General features: G+C 32.5%; 16 protein-coding genes. 7 read left to right on the plus strand and 9 right to left on the minus strand.

Annotation, left to right across the window (positions count from 1 at the left end; genetic code table 11):
* Window positions 1-12: 12 nt before the first annotated feature.
* From CA2559_RS09150 to CA2559_RS09170, 5 genes are all read right to left on the minus strand, one after another.
* The gene (locus CA2559_RS09150; RefSeq protein ID WP_013187596.1) at window positions 13-669 is read right to left on the minus strand and encodes an endonuclease III domain-containing protein; all 657 of its coding nucleotides are present in this window, start codon (window positions 667-669) and stop codon (window positions 13-15) included.
* 10 nt (window positions 670-679) lie between these two features.
* Entirely contained in the window at window positions 680-1861 is a 1182-nt protein-coding gene (locus CA2559_RS09155) for a DUF4350 domain-containing protein (protein WP_158305533.1), read from the minus strand.
* A 17-nt stretch (window positions 1862-1878) separates the two neighbouring features.
* Window positions 1879-2370: a hypothetical protein gene (locus CA2559_RS09160; protein WP_013187598.1), complete on the minus strand. Its 492-nt coding sequence runs from the start codon at window positions 2368-2370 to the stop codon at window positions 1879-1881.
* A 242-nt stretch (window positions 2371-2612) separates the two neighbouring features.
* A complete protein-coding gene (locus CA2559_RS09165; protein ID WP_013187599.1) occupies window positions 2613-3503 on the minus strand; it encodes a hypothetical protein in 891 nt (296 codons plus the stop codon).
* Window positions 3478-4452, minus strand: a complete 975-nt coding sequence (locus CA2559_RS09170) for a stage II sporulation protein M (RefSeq protein WP_013187600.1) — start codon at window positions 4450-4452, stop codon at window positions 3478-3480. Before CA2559_RS09170 ends, CA2559_RS09165 begins: the two co-directional genes overlap by 26 nt.
* Before the next feature lie 33 nt (window positions 4453-4485).
* On the opposite strand from CA2559_RS09170, the gene CA2559_RS09175 reads away from it, so the two are divergent.
* On the plus strand, window positions 4486-5199 hold the full coding sequence (locus CA2559_RS09175; protein ID WP_013187601.1) for an RDD family protein: 714 nt from the start codon (window positions 4486-4488) through the stop codon (window positions 5197-5199).
* Complete coding sequence (locus CA2559_RS09180; protein ID WP_013187602.1) at window positions 5199-5828, plus strand: trimeric intracellular cation channel family protein; 630 nt, start codon at window positions 5199-5201, stop codon at window positions 5826-5828. Before CA2559_RS09175 ends, CA2559_RS09180 begins: the two co-directional genes overlap by 1 nt.
* Here CA2559_RS09180 and CA2559_RS09185 read toward each other — a convergent pair.
* A complete protein-coding gene (locus CA2559_RS09185) occupies window positions 5825-6562 on the minus strand; it encodes a peptidylprolyl isomerase (protein WP_013187603.1) in 738 nt (245 codons plus the stop codon). The genes CA2559_RS09180 and CA2559_RS09185 overlap by 4 nt on opposite strands.
* Between CA2559_RS09185 and CA2559_RS09190 the strand changes: the two genes are divergently transcribed.
* From CA2559_RS09190 to CA2559_RS09205, 4 genes are all read left to right on the plus strand, one after another.
* A complete protein-coding gene (locus tag CA2559_RS09190; protein WP_013187604.1) occupies window positions 6556-7197 on the plus strand; it encodes an NUDIX hydrolase in 642 nt (213 codons plus the stop codon). The two genes, CA2559_RS09185 and CA2559_RS09190, sit on opposite strands and share 7 nt — an antisense overlap.
* Window positions 7198-7256: 59 nt before the next feature.
* Window positions 7257-8060: a lysophospholipid acyltransferase family protein gene (locus tag CA2559_RS09195; protein ID WP_013187605.1), complete on the plus strand. Its 804-nt coding sequence runs from the start codon at window positions 7257-7259 to the stop codon at window positions 8058-8060.
* 195 nt (window positions 8061-8255) lie between these two features.
* Window positions 8256-9167, plus strand: coding sequence for a serine hydrolase (locus tag CA2559_RS09200; protein ID WP_013187606.1), 912 nt, complete (start codon window positions 8256-8258; stop codon window positions 9165-9167).
* A gap of 20 nt (window positions 9168-9187) precedes the next feature.
* A complete protein-coding gene (locus tag CA2559_RS09205; protein ID WP_013187607.1) occupies window positions 9188-12007 on the plus strand; it encodes an Npt1/Npt2 family nucleotide transporter in 2820 nt (939 codons plus the stop codon).
* Between the two features lie 44 nt (window positions 12008-12051).
* Here the strand turns inward: CA2559_RS09205 and CA2559_RS09210 are convergent, their stop codons facing one another.
* Complete coding sequence (locus tag CA2559_RS09210) at window positions 12052-12564, minus strand: VOC family protein (protein WP_013187608.1); 513 nt, start codon at window positions 12562-12564, stop codon at window positions 12052-12054.
* 118 nt (window positions 12565-12682) lie between these two features.
* On the opposite strand from CA2559_RS09210, the gene CA2559_RS09215 reads away from it, so the two are divergent.
* Window positions 12683-12994, plus strand: a complete 312-nt coding sequence (locus CA2559_RS09215) for a winged helix-turn-helix transcriptional regulator (RefSeq protein WP_013187609.1) — start codon at window positions 12683-12685, stop codon at window positions 12992-12994.
* 58 nt (window positions 12995-13052) lie between these two features.
* On the opposite strand, the gene CA2559_RS09220 is transcribed toward CA2559_RS09215, so the two are convergent.
* Both CA2559_RS09220 and CA2559_RS09225 read right to left on the minus strand, forming a co-directional pair.
* Entirely contained in the window at window positions 13053-14363 is a 1311-nt protein-coding gene (locus tag CA2559_RS09220; RefSeq protein ID WP_013187610.1) for a serine hydrolase, read from the minus strand.
* 1 nt (window position 14364) lies between these two features.
* The gene (locus CA2559_RS09225) at window positions 14365-17277 is read right to left on the minus strand and encodes a PEP/pyruvate-binding domain-containing protein (protein WP_013187611.1); all 2913 of its coding nucleotides are present in this window, start codon (window positions 17275-17277) and stop codon (window positions 14365-14367) included.
* Window positions 17278-17381: the final 104 nt, after the last annotated feature.

Below are 17381 nucleotides of genomic sequence, written 5' to 3' on the forward strand. Positions count from 1 at the left end.
TTTTTTTATGTTCTATTTTTTCTTTTTGTAGTAATCTGCTAATACAGTTTTTCTACCTATGGTTTTAGTAATAATGTCTTTGTCTAAGTCCCAACCTCTTGCTGGAGAATACTCTCTGCCGTACCAGATTATTTGTAAGTGAAGATCATTCCAAAGCTCTTTTGGGAATAATCGCTTTGCGTCTTTTTCGGTTTGCACCACATTTTTTCCATTGGTTAAATTCCAACGATACATTAACCTATGAATATGAGTGTCTACTGGGAAAGCAGGAATGCCAAAAGCTTGGCTCATTACAACACTTGCTGTTTTATGCCCTACAGCTGGTAAGCTTTCTAAAGCTTCAAAATCTGCAGGAACTTTGCCATCATATTTATCTATTAAGATTTCACTCAAACCGTGTATACCTTTTGCTTTCATAGGAGAAAGACCTACAGGTTTAATTATATCTCTAATTTCTTCAACAGATAATTTTACCATTTTATAAGGATTGTCTGCAACCTCAAATAAGAGTGGTGTAATTTTATTTACCCTAACATCTGTGCTCTGTGCAGACATAAGTACTGCTATTAATAACGTATAAGGATCTTTATGATCTAATGGTATAGGTATGGTTGGGTATAATTCCTGGAGTTTATCTATTACAAATTGAACTTTTTCAGCTTTGGTCATAATTGTAGGTTTATTTCAATTTAAACTTTTGAATGTGTAGATTAACATTTAAAACATCTTCTTTTTTAGGATGTTTAGTTGCTTCCATCTGTTTTAAAAAATTAAATAATGCTTTAGTGTCTTCAAAAGTATTATTGCTTCTTGCACTTACTTGTCTGTAAAAATTATCATTTAAAGTAGTGGTTTGTAACCTTAACTCATTCCTTATATATTCCATAAACAAAGAAACTTGTTTATTAATAATACTTTTATGGTCTTTTTTATCTAGATATAGACCTGCAATAGTTTTGGTATAATCGTAAGTTTTGTTGCTTAGTGGTGTAATTACTTTAATGGCTCTTTGTTTTCGCTTGCCTTCAAAAATTACAAATAAGACTCCTGTTATTAACAATAAATAATAAGACCATTTAAAATACTTATTACTAAACAACACATACATTAATGAGGTTTGAAATGTTTGACCGCTTTTATAATGCCTATCCCAATATATTTTGTCATTAGTATTTAAATAAGCTAAAGCGTGTTCTGTGTAGCTTATGTTGTCTTCCATTAACATAAAGTAATTGGTGAATGCTTTAGGAAAAAGATGTAAAGTAAGCGAGCCTTTACCATATGGTAATTTTATAAAATTTACGTAGTTTTCCTTTATCGCTCTATTTTCATTAAGATAGTCTGCATAACCTAAAATTGTAGTTTTAAGCGTGTCTATTTCGTTGAAATATGATACATAACTAGTTCTCCCAAAGTCATATGCGCTGTCTTGCTTAAATTTAGGATTCGAAAGATTTAAAAGAGGTCTTTGCCTCATATCCTTAGTAGACAGCAACGTTTCTGTCTGTAATCCTAGTGAATCTTTCGTAGGTTTACTTATGCTATTAGCAGATAAGAATACGTTGTTGCCTTTTGAAACCCAATTTAATAATGTGTTTAATTCATCTTTGTCAAAATAAACGTTATTATTAAGAAAAAAGTAGGTGCCTTGGTGTACTGTATCTTGTAAAAATTCATAAGGAGGTACATCAACTAAGGTTATATCGGTACTTTTATTTTGCGATAAGCTTTCGAATAAGACATAGCTTCCAAACGGTATTTTATCTTGGTTTATATAACTCTCAAACCAATTTACGGGCTCTTTTTCTAGCGACTCTAGGATAACTAATCCCGCTAAAAATGCTATGAAAATGCCAAACATTATTTTGTAAGACTTACTCATAGTAGTGTTTCAATTTCATTAAACTGCGCCTTGGCTTTTACATAGTCTTTTTGAGTAATACTAAAGTTACCATACCATATAAAATCATAGATTCTGGTAATGTTTGTAAACCCGTTTTTTAGATTTTTATTGGTGATCTCGTTAAGGTAATCTGTATTAGTCTTATCAAATTCATAGTCTATCTGTTCAGCATCTGTCAACTGCTTAAGAACAAATAAGTAATGGTACCTTATAGCTAACCTATACTGTTTATTATTTAATGCATCTTCAATTAAAGATGGTATGTGTTGTCTCTTTATGATATCTTCATCTTCACTCATTAAAACCTCTCCAGAATCTGGTGATTTTAAAAAACGATTACCAATATTTAATTTTATAAAAAGCCAGACTATAAACCCTACTATGCCAACAAGAATTAGATATGGTAAATAATTTACTAGAAATAGAAGAATTGCATTGCCTTCATAATCACCAAATAGCCAATTCATAAATTGAATCCATTTTGTATTAAGCCAGCGTTTGATTTTTTGCCACCAAGTTACTTCTTCAACTATTTCTACATAATTGAAGTCTGAATCTTTTTTTAAGTCTTTAATAAATGACCTGTCTATTTGTAATGGATTTACATCAGTATCATCAATTAAGATTTGCCTATCGGGTTTAGCAATAGTGTCTACTTGGGCATTAGTAACTAAGCTAAAGCAGAATATTAATATGTAAAGAAATGTTTTTATAATTCTGAATTAGAGCGGTTTCCTAAATTATCTATAGTTTCAATAGTACCAGTGTAATTCTTACGTTCATTTAGGTTGAAGTAAAGAAATGATGTCATAATTGCATAAAAAATATATAGTAGATATTGAAACACATTACTTATAACACTTAATGTAACATAAACCCAATCGAACATTGAGCTAGGATCGCCTTGAGAAATTTCTGATGATATAGTAAAGGCTTTCACAAATGTGTACATAAACATTGGTATTTGAACCACTAAACCAATAATATAAAGCAGAATACCAAAAATGAAAATCGTAATAAAAGACATCCACCAATTACTTTTAATAAGTTGAAAGCTATGGCTTATGCTACCTAATATGTCTTTCTTTTCAAAAATAAGTATGGCAAAAACTAACGTTAGGGGAACCATTACATAAATGCCAGGAATAACACATAACGCTAAACCTAAAAATAAAATTATTGAAGACACTACACCAAGACCAATTAGTTCCCAAAAGGTATACTTTACTTGATAGGAGATGTTACTTTGAGATATACTACCGTCATTTTGTATATAATCTTTTATAAAATTTAAAATGGTACCGTAGAGTAAAGCATAATAAATAAGGATTGAAATAATAAGAAATGCCATAGAAGCAAATAAATTTCCTAAGCCCATACCGGTATCAAATGTTTTAAACAACTCGCCACTAGCTAAAGAGCCTAGAGTAGAGTAGTTGTAATAAATTGTAGCGGCTACCAATATGAGGAAAAAAGGGCCCACATTTTTTATTAATGCTTTAAACAAAGCTTTATAGTTTTCTCTGAAGAATTTAAAAGTATCTGTTATAATCTCTCCTAGCTCACGCTGGCGCTTAAATTGTATTGAGTTGTCTTTCATGTTTTTTGTGAAGTTGTATTGGATAAATAACGTAATAAAATAAAATTAGAGCTAAGGATATAACTATTATGCATATAGCTAACCAGTCTGGCATTTCTGTATGTCGGGTTACAAAACCTTCTAAAAAACCAGCAATTATAAAAAAAGGTATTGTACTAATTACAATTTTTAAACCTGCTTTAATTCCATTTACAAAAGATGTAAGTCTGGTAAACGTATTTGGAAACAAAATACCTTGTCCTACAACCAAACCAGCACAGCCAGCAATTATGATTACTGAAATTTCTATAGTACCGTGAATCCATATAGTTCTCACAGATTCCCATAAGACACCTTTATCGTAAAAGAAATATTGAAATGCGCCAAGCATAATGGCATTACGCATAATTAAAAACAGTGTACCTATTCCTAAAAATATGCCTAATACAAATGCCATTAAAGAAACCCTTATATTATTAATGGTGATACCTAAAAACATGTTCATTTCACTGGCTTGTTTATAAACGGCCATAGGATCTTCATTAGCTATATTCTCTAACGTCATATTTACATATGCATCTCCCATTACAGCTCTAACAAATGCACCATCTCCAGAAGCAGAAAAAGCGCCAACTATTGTAAATAATACAAAAACTAAAAAGCTTAATAGTAACTGCTTATGATAGGCATAAAAAAATAACGGAAACTCTTTTACATAAAAGCTTAAAAATCTATTTCTAGATTCTTTTTTGGTTTTATAAATACTTTGGTGAGCTTTTACAGATAAGCCATTTAAATAGGTTAGCGTGTTACTTTTGGGGTAAAAGGTTTGCGCATAGCTTAAGTGGTCTGTAATCTCTACATAAAGATTAGAAATTTCATCTGGAGACACTTGTGTGTTATTAGATAAGATGTTTTCAAATCTTAACCATTTGTCTTTATTTTGCTTCACAAAAGCGGCCTCACGCATTTAGAGATATATTTCCTCAAAGAAACAGATTAAATGGATAATTTTCAAATTGAAACTGCTCAAAATATTAGTATACAACAACAAGTTGCTGGTATTGGTGAGCGTATGTTAGCTTTTTTTGTTGATATCTGTATTTATATAGCCTACGTTATTCTTGTAATGCTATCGCTTTCAGGTGTAAATATTTCTTCTGAAGACGAATGGATGTATGGTATGGTTATAATGTTGCCAATGTTCTTATACCACTTGTTATGGGAAACGTTTTGGAATGGAAGATCACCTGGTAAAGCAGCTGTAGGAATAAGGGTTGTAATGTTAGATGGTTCTAACCCTAATTTTTCAAATTACTTAATAAGATGGTTATTGCGCTTGGTAGATATATCATTTACATCTGGTAGTGTAGCAATAGTAACATTATTATTAAGCGGAAAAGGACAACGTTTGGGAGATATTGCTGCTAAGACCACTGTAATTACAACTAAAGGAAAAGTTAAGTTTAATGATATAATATACTCTAGTGTAGAAGAAAATTATCAACCTGTATATCCTCAAGTTACGGTATTTACAGATAATGAAATACAGAATATAAAAACAATCTTTTACCGAGCTAAAGCAAAAAGCCAACATCATATTATATTAAAGCTCGCGTCTAAACTTAAAGTAGTAATGGATATAGAAACAGAACAAAAGCCTATATTGTTTATTGAAACTGTCATTAAAGACTATAACTACTATACCCAACTGTAATGGATTTCTTTGTATTTGTTGATCTTATAGGAACAATAGCATTTGCAATTTCTGGTGTTTTAACAGCCACCAAGAAGCGTATGGATGTTTTTGGCATTATTATTATTGCTTTTGTAACATCAATTGGTGGTGGTACGTTAAGAGACCTTTTAGTAGGATTTCCCGTAGCTTGGATACGCAATACTTATTATGTTTACTTTATTATAGGATGCACAATTTTAGCTATTTTATTTAGACGAAAATTAAGACATGTAAGAACCTCTTTATTTCTATTTGATACTATTGGTATTGGTTTGTACACCGTAGTTGGTATAGAAAAGGGATTATCTGCAGATTTGTCTCCAGTAATTTGTGTTGCATTAGGAACAGTTACAGCTACATTTGGTGGTGTAATACGAGACATACTCTGTAATGAAATACCAGTTGTATTTAGAAAAGAGATTTATGCTACTGCCTGTATTTTAGGAGGTGTTTCCTACTTTGTGTTATTGTTCTTAACTCCTATACCAGAAGGTATTATTTTTGTTATAGCAGGATCAATAGTAATTACATTTAGGCTACTAGCAGTTCATTACAAATGGATACTGCCTACAATTTACTCGAAAGAAGAATTGGAAAACTTAAATTAGTCTAAGACTTCAACTGTAATAGGTATATTTCTTAGTGGCCATTCACTATCGTCTGTTTCAACGGCATTTATTTTATCTACCACATCCATACCTTTAGTAACTCTTCCAAAGACTGTATGATCATTATCTATATGGTGAGCACCATTTTTCTTTTGAACAATATAAAATTCAAACGGAGAAGATGCTTTGCTAACATTTTGTTCTGAATATTTAGCAGCTGCAAATGCACCTCTTATATGAGAATAACCAGCTTTAAATTCAGAAGGAATTAAAAAAGAACCAACTTTGCCTCTCATTTTGGCTGTGTCTGTACGATCGCTATTACCACCTTGAATCACGAAGTTAGGAGATACTCTGTGAAAAAAGGTAGTGTCAAAATATCCAAGTTTTGCTAACCTAATAAAGTTTGCTCTGTGTAAAGGAGTATCATTAAACAGCGTAACATAAATATCTCCCAAGTCTGTTTTTATAACAACACGATTTTCTGGGTTGTCTTTACCATAGGCAGTAAGAAAGGGTATAAGTTGTTCCTGCTCAATTTTTTCAACATCTGGTAACTCTGCTTCAAATCTTGCTCTACGTTCTGCAATAGTTTCAACATCTGGGATAGAATCTGGAATAAGATCCTTACTTACGGTCTTGGTGTTTCCTTTTTTCTGGGTTTGCTTATCTTCACAACCCGAAAGTAAAACAACTACGATTAACGCTAAATAAGAGAATTTATAAAATGACATTTGATGATTTTAAAGTATTGGCATCAAAAGTAGAGAATCTAGAACTTCCTGGAAAAAAAGCGTTGTTTAAAATGGCGCCAATGGAGCGTGTTAAGGAATTAAAAGATGTAGATATTAAAGCATTAAATCCTAGAGAAGCTGCCGTAACCGCATTATTTTATCCTAATAAAGACAACCAGACGTTTTTAATTCTCATTTTAAGGAAAACTTATAAAGGTGTTCACTCTGCTCAAATAGGTTTTCCTGGAGGCAAGGTAGAGCCAGAAGACAAAGACTTAAAAGATACTGCCAAACGTGAAACAGAAGAAGAAGTAGGAGTGCCATATGATGATATACAGCTAATTAAAAAAATGACAACGGCTTATATACCGCCATCTAATTTTAATGTACATCCTTTTATCGGCTATATAGAAGACACTCCTAAGCTAATAAAGCAAGACGATGAAGTAGAAGATATAGTTTTGGTTGATATAGATGATTTCTTAAATGAAGATAGCCTTATTGAAGAAACATTAACTACATCTTATGCTACAGAACTAACAGTTCCTGCCTTTCATTTAAATGGTCATGTGGTTTGGGGTGCAACAGCAATGATGCTATCTGAAATCAAAACCTTGTTTAAACAGGTGCTTTAAGAGCGGTTTTGTATCTTTGAAGTTCTGTTTTTTAATAAAAACTTAATTATAGACATTATATGGGGTTATTTAAAACCAATCCATTCGGGCATAAACTTATATTAAAAAAATGGCTCATTCGTATTTTAGGGGCTTTAACGCACAGGCGTTTTAAAGGGTTTAATCAATTACAGATTGAAGGTTCTGAGATTATAAAAAATCTACCAGATAACAATGTACTCTTTGTATCTAACCACCAAACATATTTTGCAGATGTTGTAGCCATGTTTCATGTGTTTAATGCAAGTTTAAGTGGCAGAGTAGACTCTATTAAGAATATTGGTTATTTATGGAATCCTAAGCTAAATATGTATTACATAGCTGCTGCAGAAACTATGAAATCTGGGTTTATTCCAAAATTATTTGCTTACGCAGGATCTATATCTATAGAGCGTACTTGGCGTGCAAAAGGCAAGGAAGTAAACCGTCAAGTTAAGATGAGTGATATAAGCAATATAGCAAAAGCTTTGGATGATGGTTGGGTTATTACATTCCCACAAGGAACTACTAAACCTTGGAAACCTATTAGAAAGGGTACAGCGCATATCATTAGGCATTATAAGCCAATTGTAGTACCTGTGGTTATAGATGGCTTTAGAAGATCTTTTGATAAAAAAGGATTACGTATAAAAAAACGCGGTATACTACAATCAATGGAAATTAAACAACCTTTAGAGTTTGATTATGAAAACGATAGTGTAGATGATATAGTAGAAAAATTACAGTTTGCTATTGAGCAACATCCTTCATTTTTAAAAGTAATTCCTACTGAAGAATTACAAGCTGAAGAGGAATTAAATAAAGAACGTAAATGGCAATATTAATACGCTAGATTCACATTAAATATAATTGACAGTAATATTTCATTGCTAAACATTTCTTTCAGCGATGATTTAGTTAATTTTCTCGTTAAATATTAAAAATGAGATATTTATTGTAAAATAGGTATAGTCTTTGCACAATATTGTGTAGATTATTCGTTGTGAATAATATGATTTAGTAATATTTTAAAACACTTTATGTTAAAAAGAATTTTTAGTGCATTTGTTGTTCTATTAATTGCCTCAACGTTAAGTAGTACTGCGCAAAACGAATTACCGTTACCAAGCAGTACCATTCAACCCATTTCTGAAATAGATAATGGTCCTTTGCAGGTGTTTTTAGAACAAGAAATAGAGAGTCAGCCTTATTGGAAAAAGTTGGCTTCTCAAAAACGTCTTGCTGTTGGAATTATCGATTTAAATGATCCAGATTTTGTGCAATACGCAGGTATTAATAGCGAAGAGATGATGTATGCCGCTAGTTTACCTAAAATTGCAGTCCTTTTGGCAGCAATGGATGCTATAGATAAATGTGAACTTATACCTACACCAGAAGTACGTAGTGATATGAAGCTTATGATTAGTAAATCTAATAACCAAGCTACAACCCGTATGATAGATCGTGTAGGCTTCAAAAAAATATCAGACATATTAACAGATCCTAAATACAACCTTTATGATAGAGAAAAAGGTGGTCTTTGGGTAGGCAAGCGTTATGCTGCACAAGGAAATAGAGTGCCAGATCCTATTAAGGGATTAAGTCACGCAGCTTCAGTTAAGCAAGTTTGTAGGTTTTACTACAAATTAGTTACTGGTAACTTGGTTAATAAAGAACGCTCTCAAGAAATGTTGGATATCATGGAAAACCCAGCATTACATCATAAATTTGTAAATACCTTAGACAGAATAGCACCTAATGCAAGGTTGTTTAGAAAATCTGGATCTTGGAGAAATTTCCACTCAGATTCTATACTTGTTTGGGGAGAAGATGGCAGGAAATATATATTGGTAGCCTTGGTCGATGATCCTAATGGTGAACAGATTATACGTAACCTAGTAGTTCCTGTTGAAAAAATCATAAAAAAACTGCGATCCTTTGAAAACAGTTAATTTATGTTTAGTTTCACTTTGTGAAAATTAAACAATTTTTTCTAAAAACATTTGGCATAAGAAGCGGCGAATTTGCCGTTTCTTTGCTATTACAGCTATATGTGTTTATCATTATTTCTACGCTTTTAATAGTAAAGCCTACGGTAAATGCATTATTTCTTTCTGAGCTTACATCAGAGGCGCTTCCTTATGCATTTTTGTTGGTAGCTTTAGTAGCTGTTGCCACATCTTTTTTTTATAATAAAGCATTAAAGCACTTTCCCTTAAATCAGATAATTACGGTAACCATCTTGGTGTCCAGTTTAGTGTTTATATCACTAAAAATTATTCTCAGCCTTAAGTTTTTTGCAGAATGGCTTTTGTATATATACTATGTATGGGTAGCATTATTCGCGTTATTAACTACATCTCAATTTTGGTTGCTTGCCAATCTTGTATTTAATATACGGCAAGCAAAACGACTTTTCGGGTTCATTGGTGCAGGTGCCATAACTGGTGGTATTGTAGGAGGTTACCTAACAACCTTATTAGCGCCAAAAATCGGAAATGAAAACTTAATTTTAATTGCGGCTGTATTAATACTAGCGTGTATACCAATACTAAATTTCATATGGAATAGACACGTTAAGAAACTAGGGTTTTTTAGGCAAAAACAACGAAGTGAATACTCTAAAGACACCTCTTTTAAACTTGTCTTAAAATCTAAACACCTTACTTACATAGCGGGAATTATTGGTTTGGGAGTTTTAATGGCTAAGTTAGTAGATTATCTGTTTAGTGATTTGGCATATCGTAAAATTCCAGATTCAGATGAATTGGCTTCATTCTTCGGATTTTGGTTTTCCACCTTTAATGTTATTTCATTGGGAATACAGTTATTCTTTACAAGGCGTGTACTCAATTTTCTTGGTGTTACAACCAGTTTATTATTATTGCCAATAGGAATTGGTGTTGCAGCTGTCCTGTTCTTGGTATTCCCAGAATTATGGGTTGTAATTATAATAAAAGCGATAGATGGAAGCTTTAAGCAATCTGTTAATAAAGCATCTACAGAGTTACTTTATCTACCAGTTTCTAACGATTTAAAAAAGAAAACTAAAGCTTTTATAGATGTTGTTGTAGATAGTATTGCAACTGGTATAGCAGGTTGTCTTCTCATCTTTGTAATAAGAGGTTTAAAACTGCCTACAATATATGTTACCCTTATTATTTTAATCTTAATTGTAGTTTGGGTTATCGTAATCTTTAAGGTGAGGAAAAGCTATTATAATGCGTTTAGAAGTAATTTATTAAGCTTCGCTGAAAAAACATCTTCTACAACACCCAAAAAAGTAACAAAGGCTACAAAGGAAACAGTTATAGAGGTACTAGAAAAAGGTGAAGATTCTGAAATATTATATATGTTGAAACGTATCAATTCTATTTCAGATAAACGATTAAAGACTTTAGTTATTCAATTACTTCATCATAAAAACCCAAGAATTCAAGCTGAAGCTATTTCTAACCTATATCATTTAGACAAAGGAACCGCTATTGTTGAGGTTGAAAAACTAGTGCACTCTAAGAATGATTACGTCGTATTTTCAGCAATGGAATATCTTTTAACGCATACGTACGTAAACAATCTAAAGATTTTCAATTCTTATTTAAATCATGACGATCCATATATCTCATCTGTGGCACTTTTATGTTTGTCTAAAGAATCTAGAGATAACGCATCAATAGGAAGACAATATGATTTACATAATAGACTGGAGCAAGCTATAATAAACTTAAACCTACCTAGTGAACACCATCGTACTGAAGAAACAATTGAGCTTTTAAGAGCTGTTGGTTATTCTCACGACCCTAAATATTATTCATTTATAACAGCACATTTTAACAATAGAGATGAACGTGTAGTATTGGCTGCTATTCGTGCAGCAGGAGATAGTGCAGCTGCAGTCTTTATAAACTATTTATTAGACTTTCTTCTATTAAAAAAATACAGAGAAGAAGCTATGGAAGCTCTCTTTAAGTTTGGCCCACAAATGATTAAGACGTTACGAATTATGCTTCATAAGGGCTCTGTAGCAGAAAATGCAAAGCAATTTATACCTGCAATAATGGCTAAATTTGAAACACAGTCTGCTGTAGACGAGTTATTTAAACTCCTAAGGCATAAAGACATTGTGTTAAGGTTAGAGTCTGCCAAAGCATTAAACAAGATTAAGAATAACAAACCAAAACTAACATTTAGTAAACGTAGAATAGTAAGACGTCTTTTAACTGAATGTAAAATGTATCAGGAGACATTAAGTGCTATGTCTTTACAGAAACAAATAAGTTCTAGGTTTGAAGATCAAAATAATTTTGATTACGATTTAGATGAATTTTCTGCACGACAAAGTTTAATAGATTTATTAGACAGACGTTTAGAAAATGGTTTGGAACAAATTTTTCAGTTATTAGGATTACGTTACCAGCAAAAGGATATAGATATTGCATATCAAGGTATTATAAGCGAAAAGAAAGATATGCAAGCCAATGCTATCGAGTTTTTAGATACGCTGCTAACACCTAACTTAAAAAGTACTTTATTACCAATTGTCGAGAATACAACTCTTGTTGCATCTAATGATGTGTCTGATACTATGTTAAGTGACATTCCTTCAGAATATACATGTTTTAAACGCTTGCTTAAGGGAAGAGATCTTAAAATTAAACTAGCAGTATTATATCTTCTCAAGCATTTAAATGATAAGCGTTATTTAAAATTGGTAAAGCCACTTATTAATCATCATCACAAAAAAATTAGAACGTTTGCAATACAGGCTAAGGACAATTTGCAGTCTTTATAAATACAGGTAGTAGCTATTTATAGGGCTACTACCTGTAAATAGTATTAACCTGTGTAAGCACCAGAAGAGTAAGTTAACTCATAACTGTGTGTATAGATTTCGAAAACAATCCCAAAAGGATCTTCTACATAACACATTTTAAAAGGTTTTTCTTTAGGATAATACTCTCTAATTGGCATACGCTGTTTACCACCATAAGCTTTAATTTTTTCAATAAGGTCTTCAATATTTGGATCTTGAACACAAAAGTGAAATAAACCAGTATTAAAAGGATTAAATTCTGGAGCTTCCTTTACACCTTGCGGAAAAGAGAAAAGCTCTACACCAATACCATCTGAAGTTGCCAAGTGAGCAATTTCAAACTCTTCCCAATCATTACCAAATACATCGATACACATTTGGCCTATTGCTGTATCTGTTTCCTTTTTAACTTTTGAAGGTTCCATAATAACATACCAGCCCATAACTTCTGAGTAAAATGATACTGCTTTCTGTATATCTGGAACGGTAATACCTATGTGTGAAAAAGACTTAGGATAATTCTTATTAGCTTTCATAGTTATAATTTTATGATGTAAAATTACTTTATATTTACCTCAAAAGCAATAACTTACCTAAATGTACTATAGTTACCTAAAGGAGTAAAATGCAGAATTACAATATGTTATATAGATTATGAAAACAACTATTTCTTGTCCGTTACATTATACAATGTCATTAATTGGAACAAAATGGAAACCTTTAGTGTTATTTCATTTGTTAGATGGTCCTTTACGATCTGGTGTGCTTCAGAAGAAAGTACCAGAGATATCAAACAAAATGTTTACACAAACTGTTAGAGAATTAGAAAAAGATGGCTTGGTTGCTAGAAAAGTTTATCCAGTTGTACCTCCTAAAGTAGAGTATAAATTAACCTCTCGAGGTTTAAGCTTAAAAGATATTCTTAAAGGTTTGGACCAATGGGGTGAGAATGATTTAAAGCAATAAAAAAAGCCTCTTCACACTATCCGGAAGAGGCTTTCTTTAAATATATAATTTAAAAAATTTAGCTCTCGTCTTTTGTTTCTTCTAAAACTTCGACAGGTGCATTTCGTTCTGTTACTAAATTATCTATCCTACCAGCAAGCGCTTGGTGATCATACGCAGAGTTTTTTCTTAATACGTTTGTCATAAGACATACTAAATATTTTTTTCCATCAGGATGCTCTACTATAGCAACGCTGTTCATATAATTGTAAACGTTTCCTGCATATTTTGCGCAAGATTGGCCATTACTACGATCACAACTGTATAAACTACCAGATTTAAAGAAAACTGCAGCATCATTTAAAGTAGGAGAGTAGGCGTATCTAATTCTACGGTCCGTCATATACAACAAACGTTTAATCTCTAAACTGCTTTCAGGATCTATAACTTTACCTTGTTCTAACTGTACTAAATATTTCATTAGACCGAGCGGTGTACCAATACTTCCACCAATATCACCTACATGTTTGTTTGCTCCGCTTGTAAAGAAACTACCCAAACGCCACTCATCTTCAGTAATACCTAAAAACCGAATTGGTTTGTTTACAACATCATTAGAGAGTTGAGTTAACTCTCTACGGTCTGTATCTTTCCAATACGCATTGGCTTGTTCTTCTGTAAGGCTAACATAATCGTAACCAAAGGCTTCCATTAATACAGCTTCTCGCCAAACCACACTTGCAGCACCGTTGTTACTTACACTCATCATATGGTCTACCCATTCATAAAGTGTAAACGTATCATCTGCTCTTACTGTACGTTTTATAAGTTTATCATCTTCTACATCGTAAATTGGCACTGTATGGTGATCGTATAATGCCCAATCTCCAGCTCTTATAACCTTATTTTTTAAAATCTCTGTTCGAGCATCCCAAGATTCAGGACAAATTTTCTTTAATTGTGAAAATAAAGCATTAGCTACCATTATCTTTCCTACGCTACCTGGTTGGTAACCTGCGCGTTCATTATAACCTGCATATTTTAAATTGTCTGGATTTGTCATATCCATTACAGTTACAGAATAACCTCTAGTACTTGGTAAGATTGCTTTAAGCTTTTTAGAAAACTCTGGGTCTTCTACTAAAAGTTCATTCAGAGTACTGTTCTGTTTTCCTGTAAGATTAAGTTTTATGCAGTTTAAAGGAAGTAGGGCTCCTTTTCTAATTCTTCTAAATTCTTTAGTACTGTCTTTTTGTATACGTTCTAATTGTAATAGGCGCTTTATACCTGTTGTTGCATAACCATCTATAGGATAAGACTTAGTGGTTGTAAATGCAAATGCGATAAGGCAAACTCCTATAACCGCTATGTATCTTAAAAATGTATTCATATTATAATGTTGTGTTTAAAGAAATAGTTTTTGAACCATCAACTTCTGGGCTAATGGATTTTAAGTATTCAGAACTTTTGGCATTGTCATTTTCTACAAAAGGCCTAATTTGAAATAACCAGAGTTTATTATTTAAAAAGCCAAGCTCTACATCATAAGGTCCAGTATTATCTGCCGTAGTAGTTTTAGGTAAGGTTACTCTTATATCTTTGGCCAAATCTCTTATATCTCCAATATTTTTTTCTGAGAGTATAGGAGCTTCAAACGTTGCAATGTTTCGTTCTAACCCACCATTTGCAGGTAGCCTGTTGTAATAGGGTTCTCTAGCAGGAGAAAGTAAACGTGCAGATTGAAAGGTATCAATTAACCAAGCCTCTGCAGATTGACCATCTACTGCGCCACCAGCACCTCTTGAGAAAGCTACTGTTAAATCGTCTTCATTATTGTTGCTTATGCCTTTTGTAATTAATACACCAGAATACTCAACATCTACAGAAGGAATGATCAAAATAGAAGGATATACATTTTCAGGATTATTTAAATATTGTTGCCGCCATTTAAAACTACGTTCTGTATATGGAGAAGCCCAAACATCTTTAATTCCTTTTAAAATCTTTTCTCTATCTCTTACATTGAAAACAGTAAGATTTAAACCTGCTCCTGTAAAGCTATCTAAATCTTCCATATTGGTATCACTTCTTAAAAATACAGGTGTACCGCCAATTGAAGTATTAAAGTTCTTTTGAAAACTCTGCTCTAAATCATTTAAGAAGCTTTGCTTTAATGGCATTTTTGCGATAGCTTCCCTAAGTTGAAGCATTCTGTCCAAAGTACATAATTGTACTTGCTCTTCAGAAAAATCTTCTGTTCTCATTTTAGAAGCTTGAGCAAAAGTCTCTGTAAGATAATCCCAATAACTGCCTTCTTGTAATGGCATATCTTGGTTCATATGCTCCTTAAATATCCCAAAAGGGATAACAGAACCATTAACCACTTTATCTGGAAACATTTGTTTTAATTGTCCTAAATTGGCTGCTTTAGGACCACAATATTTACCAGAACTTGCAGCATTTAACTCACTAAGATCCATAGGAGTTGTTCTACTTAAATCTATTTTTTGAGTTGGTACTGCAATTTTTTCCTGATCTCGTTCTTTTACTTCAAAAAGCTCTTCTTCATCATTACTCATATCATCTGCTGGCTTCAAGATAACGGTTCCTTTATTAGAAACAGCATAAAACATCTGTTCGCCATGATACTTACTTATATCATCTATAGTTTCATTAGAAATAACAGCATTTGGAATTCCTAAATTTCGAGCTAACAACTGCACGTGAGATACCAAGTTACCTTCTGTAACTGTAGCAATACCAGCAACTGGTTTAAGATCTGAAGGTGGTCTTTGAAAAATATATATCTTATTAGGAGATACATCGTAATGGTCTACTGCATTTTTTACAACTACAAGTTCACCAAGTGCATACCCAGGATTTAGACCTCTTATACTGCTTTGGTTGCTTACACCTTCTACTTTATTAGAGAGATTAGCTTCTTCTGCAATAAAGTTACCAAGTTCTCCAACACTATTACCTAATTGTAATGCTAATGAAGATCTTATGCGATCGTCTATAAAAGAATTTGCTTTAGGCTCAAAACCGGCATAAGTTTCAACATCGTCACCATAAATGGCATTTACCATTCCTGCACTCCATTCAACTTGACTTCTTGCAACATCTAATTTTTGGTTAAGCTCATCTAATGTAAGCGCTTTGTTTTTTGAATTTTGAAGTAAATGGTCTACCTCATTCCATTCCCACCATTCTACAAATCCTGCACTAGCTGAAGCTTGACTAAGTGCGTAAATCTTATCTAAAAGCTCTGCGACAGTTGTAGGTGTCCAATCTGGAGCTGTTTTAAAAATAAGGTTTTCTAAATCTGTGGAAATATCTAAAGCTGCAAGCCTGTCTGATGTGCTTCTAATACTTGTTAATTCTGTTCTTATATCACACATTAGGTTTGATGCATCTTCAATAAACTCAGAAGTTATAATAGTGTCTTTATGAATTTCAGTAAATTTTTCAATTTTAGTCCTTAAGTATGAACCGTTTGGTAGCACCCTTGCATTAGCTTTAAATTCATTAATATCAATAGGTTGGTAATACGCAGTCATCACTTTTATAAGTGAATCGGTTTGTTTTTTTATTTTCTCAGGAAGCTTTTCAGCATTTTTCTCTTGAAACTCTTCAACTAATTGAATATTGGCCTTTTCTGGTTGGTTATGAATTTTAGTCCTAATATCCATAAACCTAGAGTAATTATCGCCTATAGTTTTAGATAGTGTTCTGATAATTGCACCTTCTTGTGTTTCAGATTTGTGAGGAATGTCTTTTACAGATTCTCTAATTAAAAAGTAATTTGCATCTATACGAGCATCACTCCATAATAACCAGTTATAAAAATCTATACCCCATTCTTCTTCATCTTCAGATTGAACAGAACCTCTGTAATATTGTGCGCGTCTGTTTACCCAACCATCATCTATACGTTGTAGGTATTTATTAAGTTGATATTGTTTAATGTGAGAATTGTTATTTCTGCTATCCCAAAACTCTCCTTGCTCTGTGTAAGCTAAGATATCTGAGAAAAATAAATGGTTTTTCTTCTGAATTTCAATTAAATTATCCTTGTAACTAGCGTGTTGTATACCACCACCAATTTTATCTGGACAAGGGTCTTTAGAGTCTCTACGAGTACCATCTTCGCAAAACCATTCAATTTTTTTATAAGGACCACGATCTAAAGATTTGTACTCTTCAATTCGTTTAGATATGTCTTGGTTAGATAATTGTTGTGCTTGTAAAAAGCTAAAAGTACATATTGTAAACAGTACTAGAAATGTAATTTTTCGATTCAAAGTAACGTGAATTTTTGTTTAGCACAAGATACTTTGTTTTAAACAATATAGAATAGTAGCACTTGTTAAAACACCCTTAAATGCGGAGTGTTTTAGGAGTTTTA

The organism is Croceibacter atlanticus HTCC2559 (assembly GCF_000196315.1).
GTDB lineage: Bacteria > Bacteroidota > Bacteroidia > Flavobacteriales > Flavobacteriaceae > Croceibacter > Croceibacter atlanticus.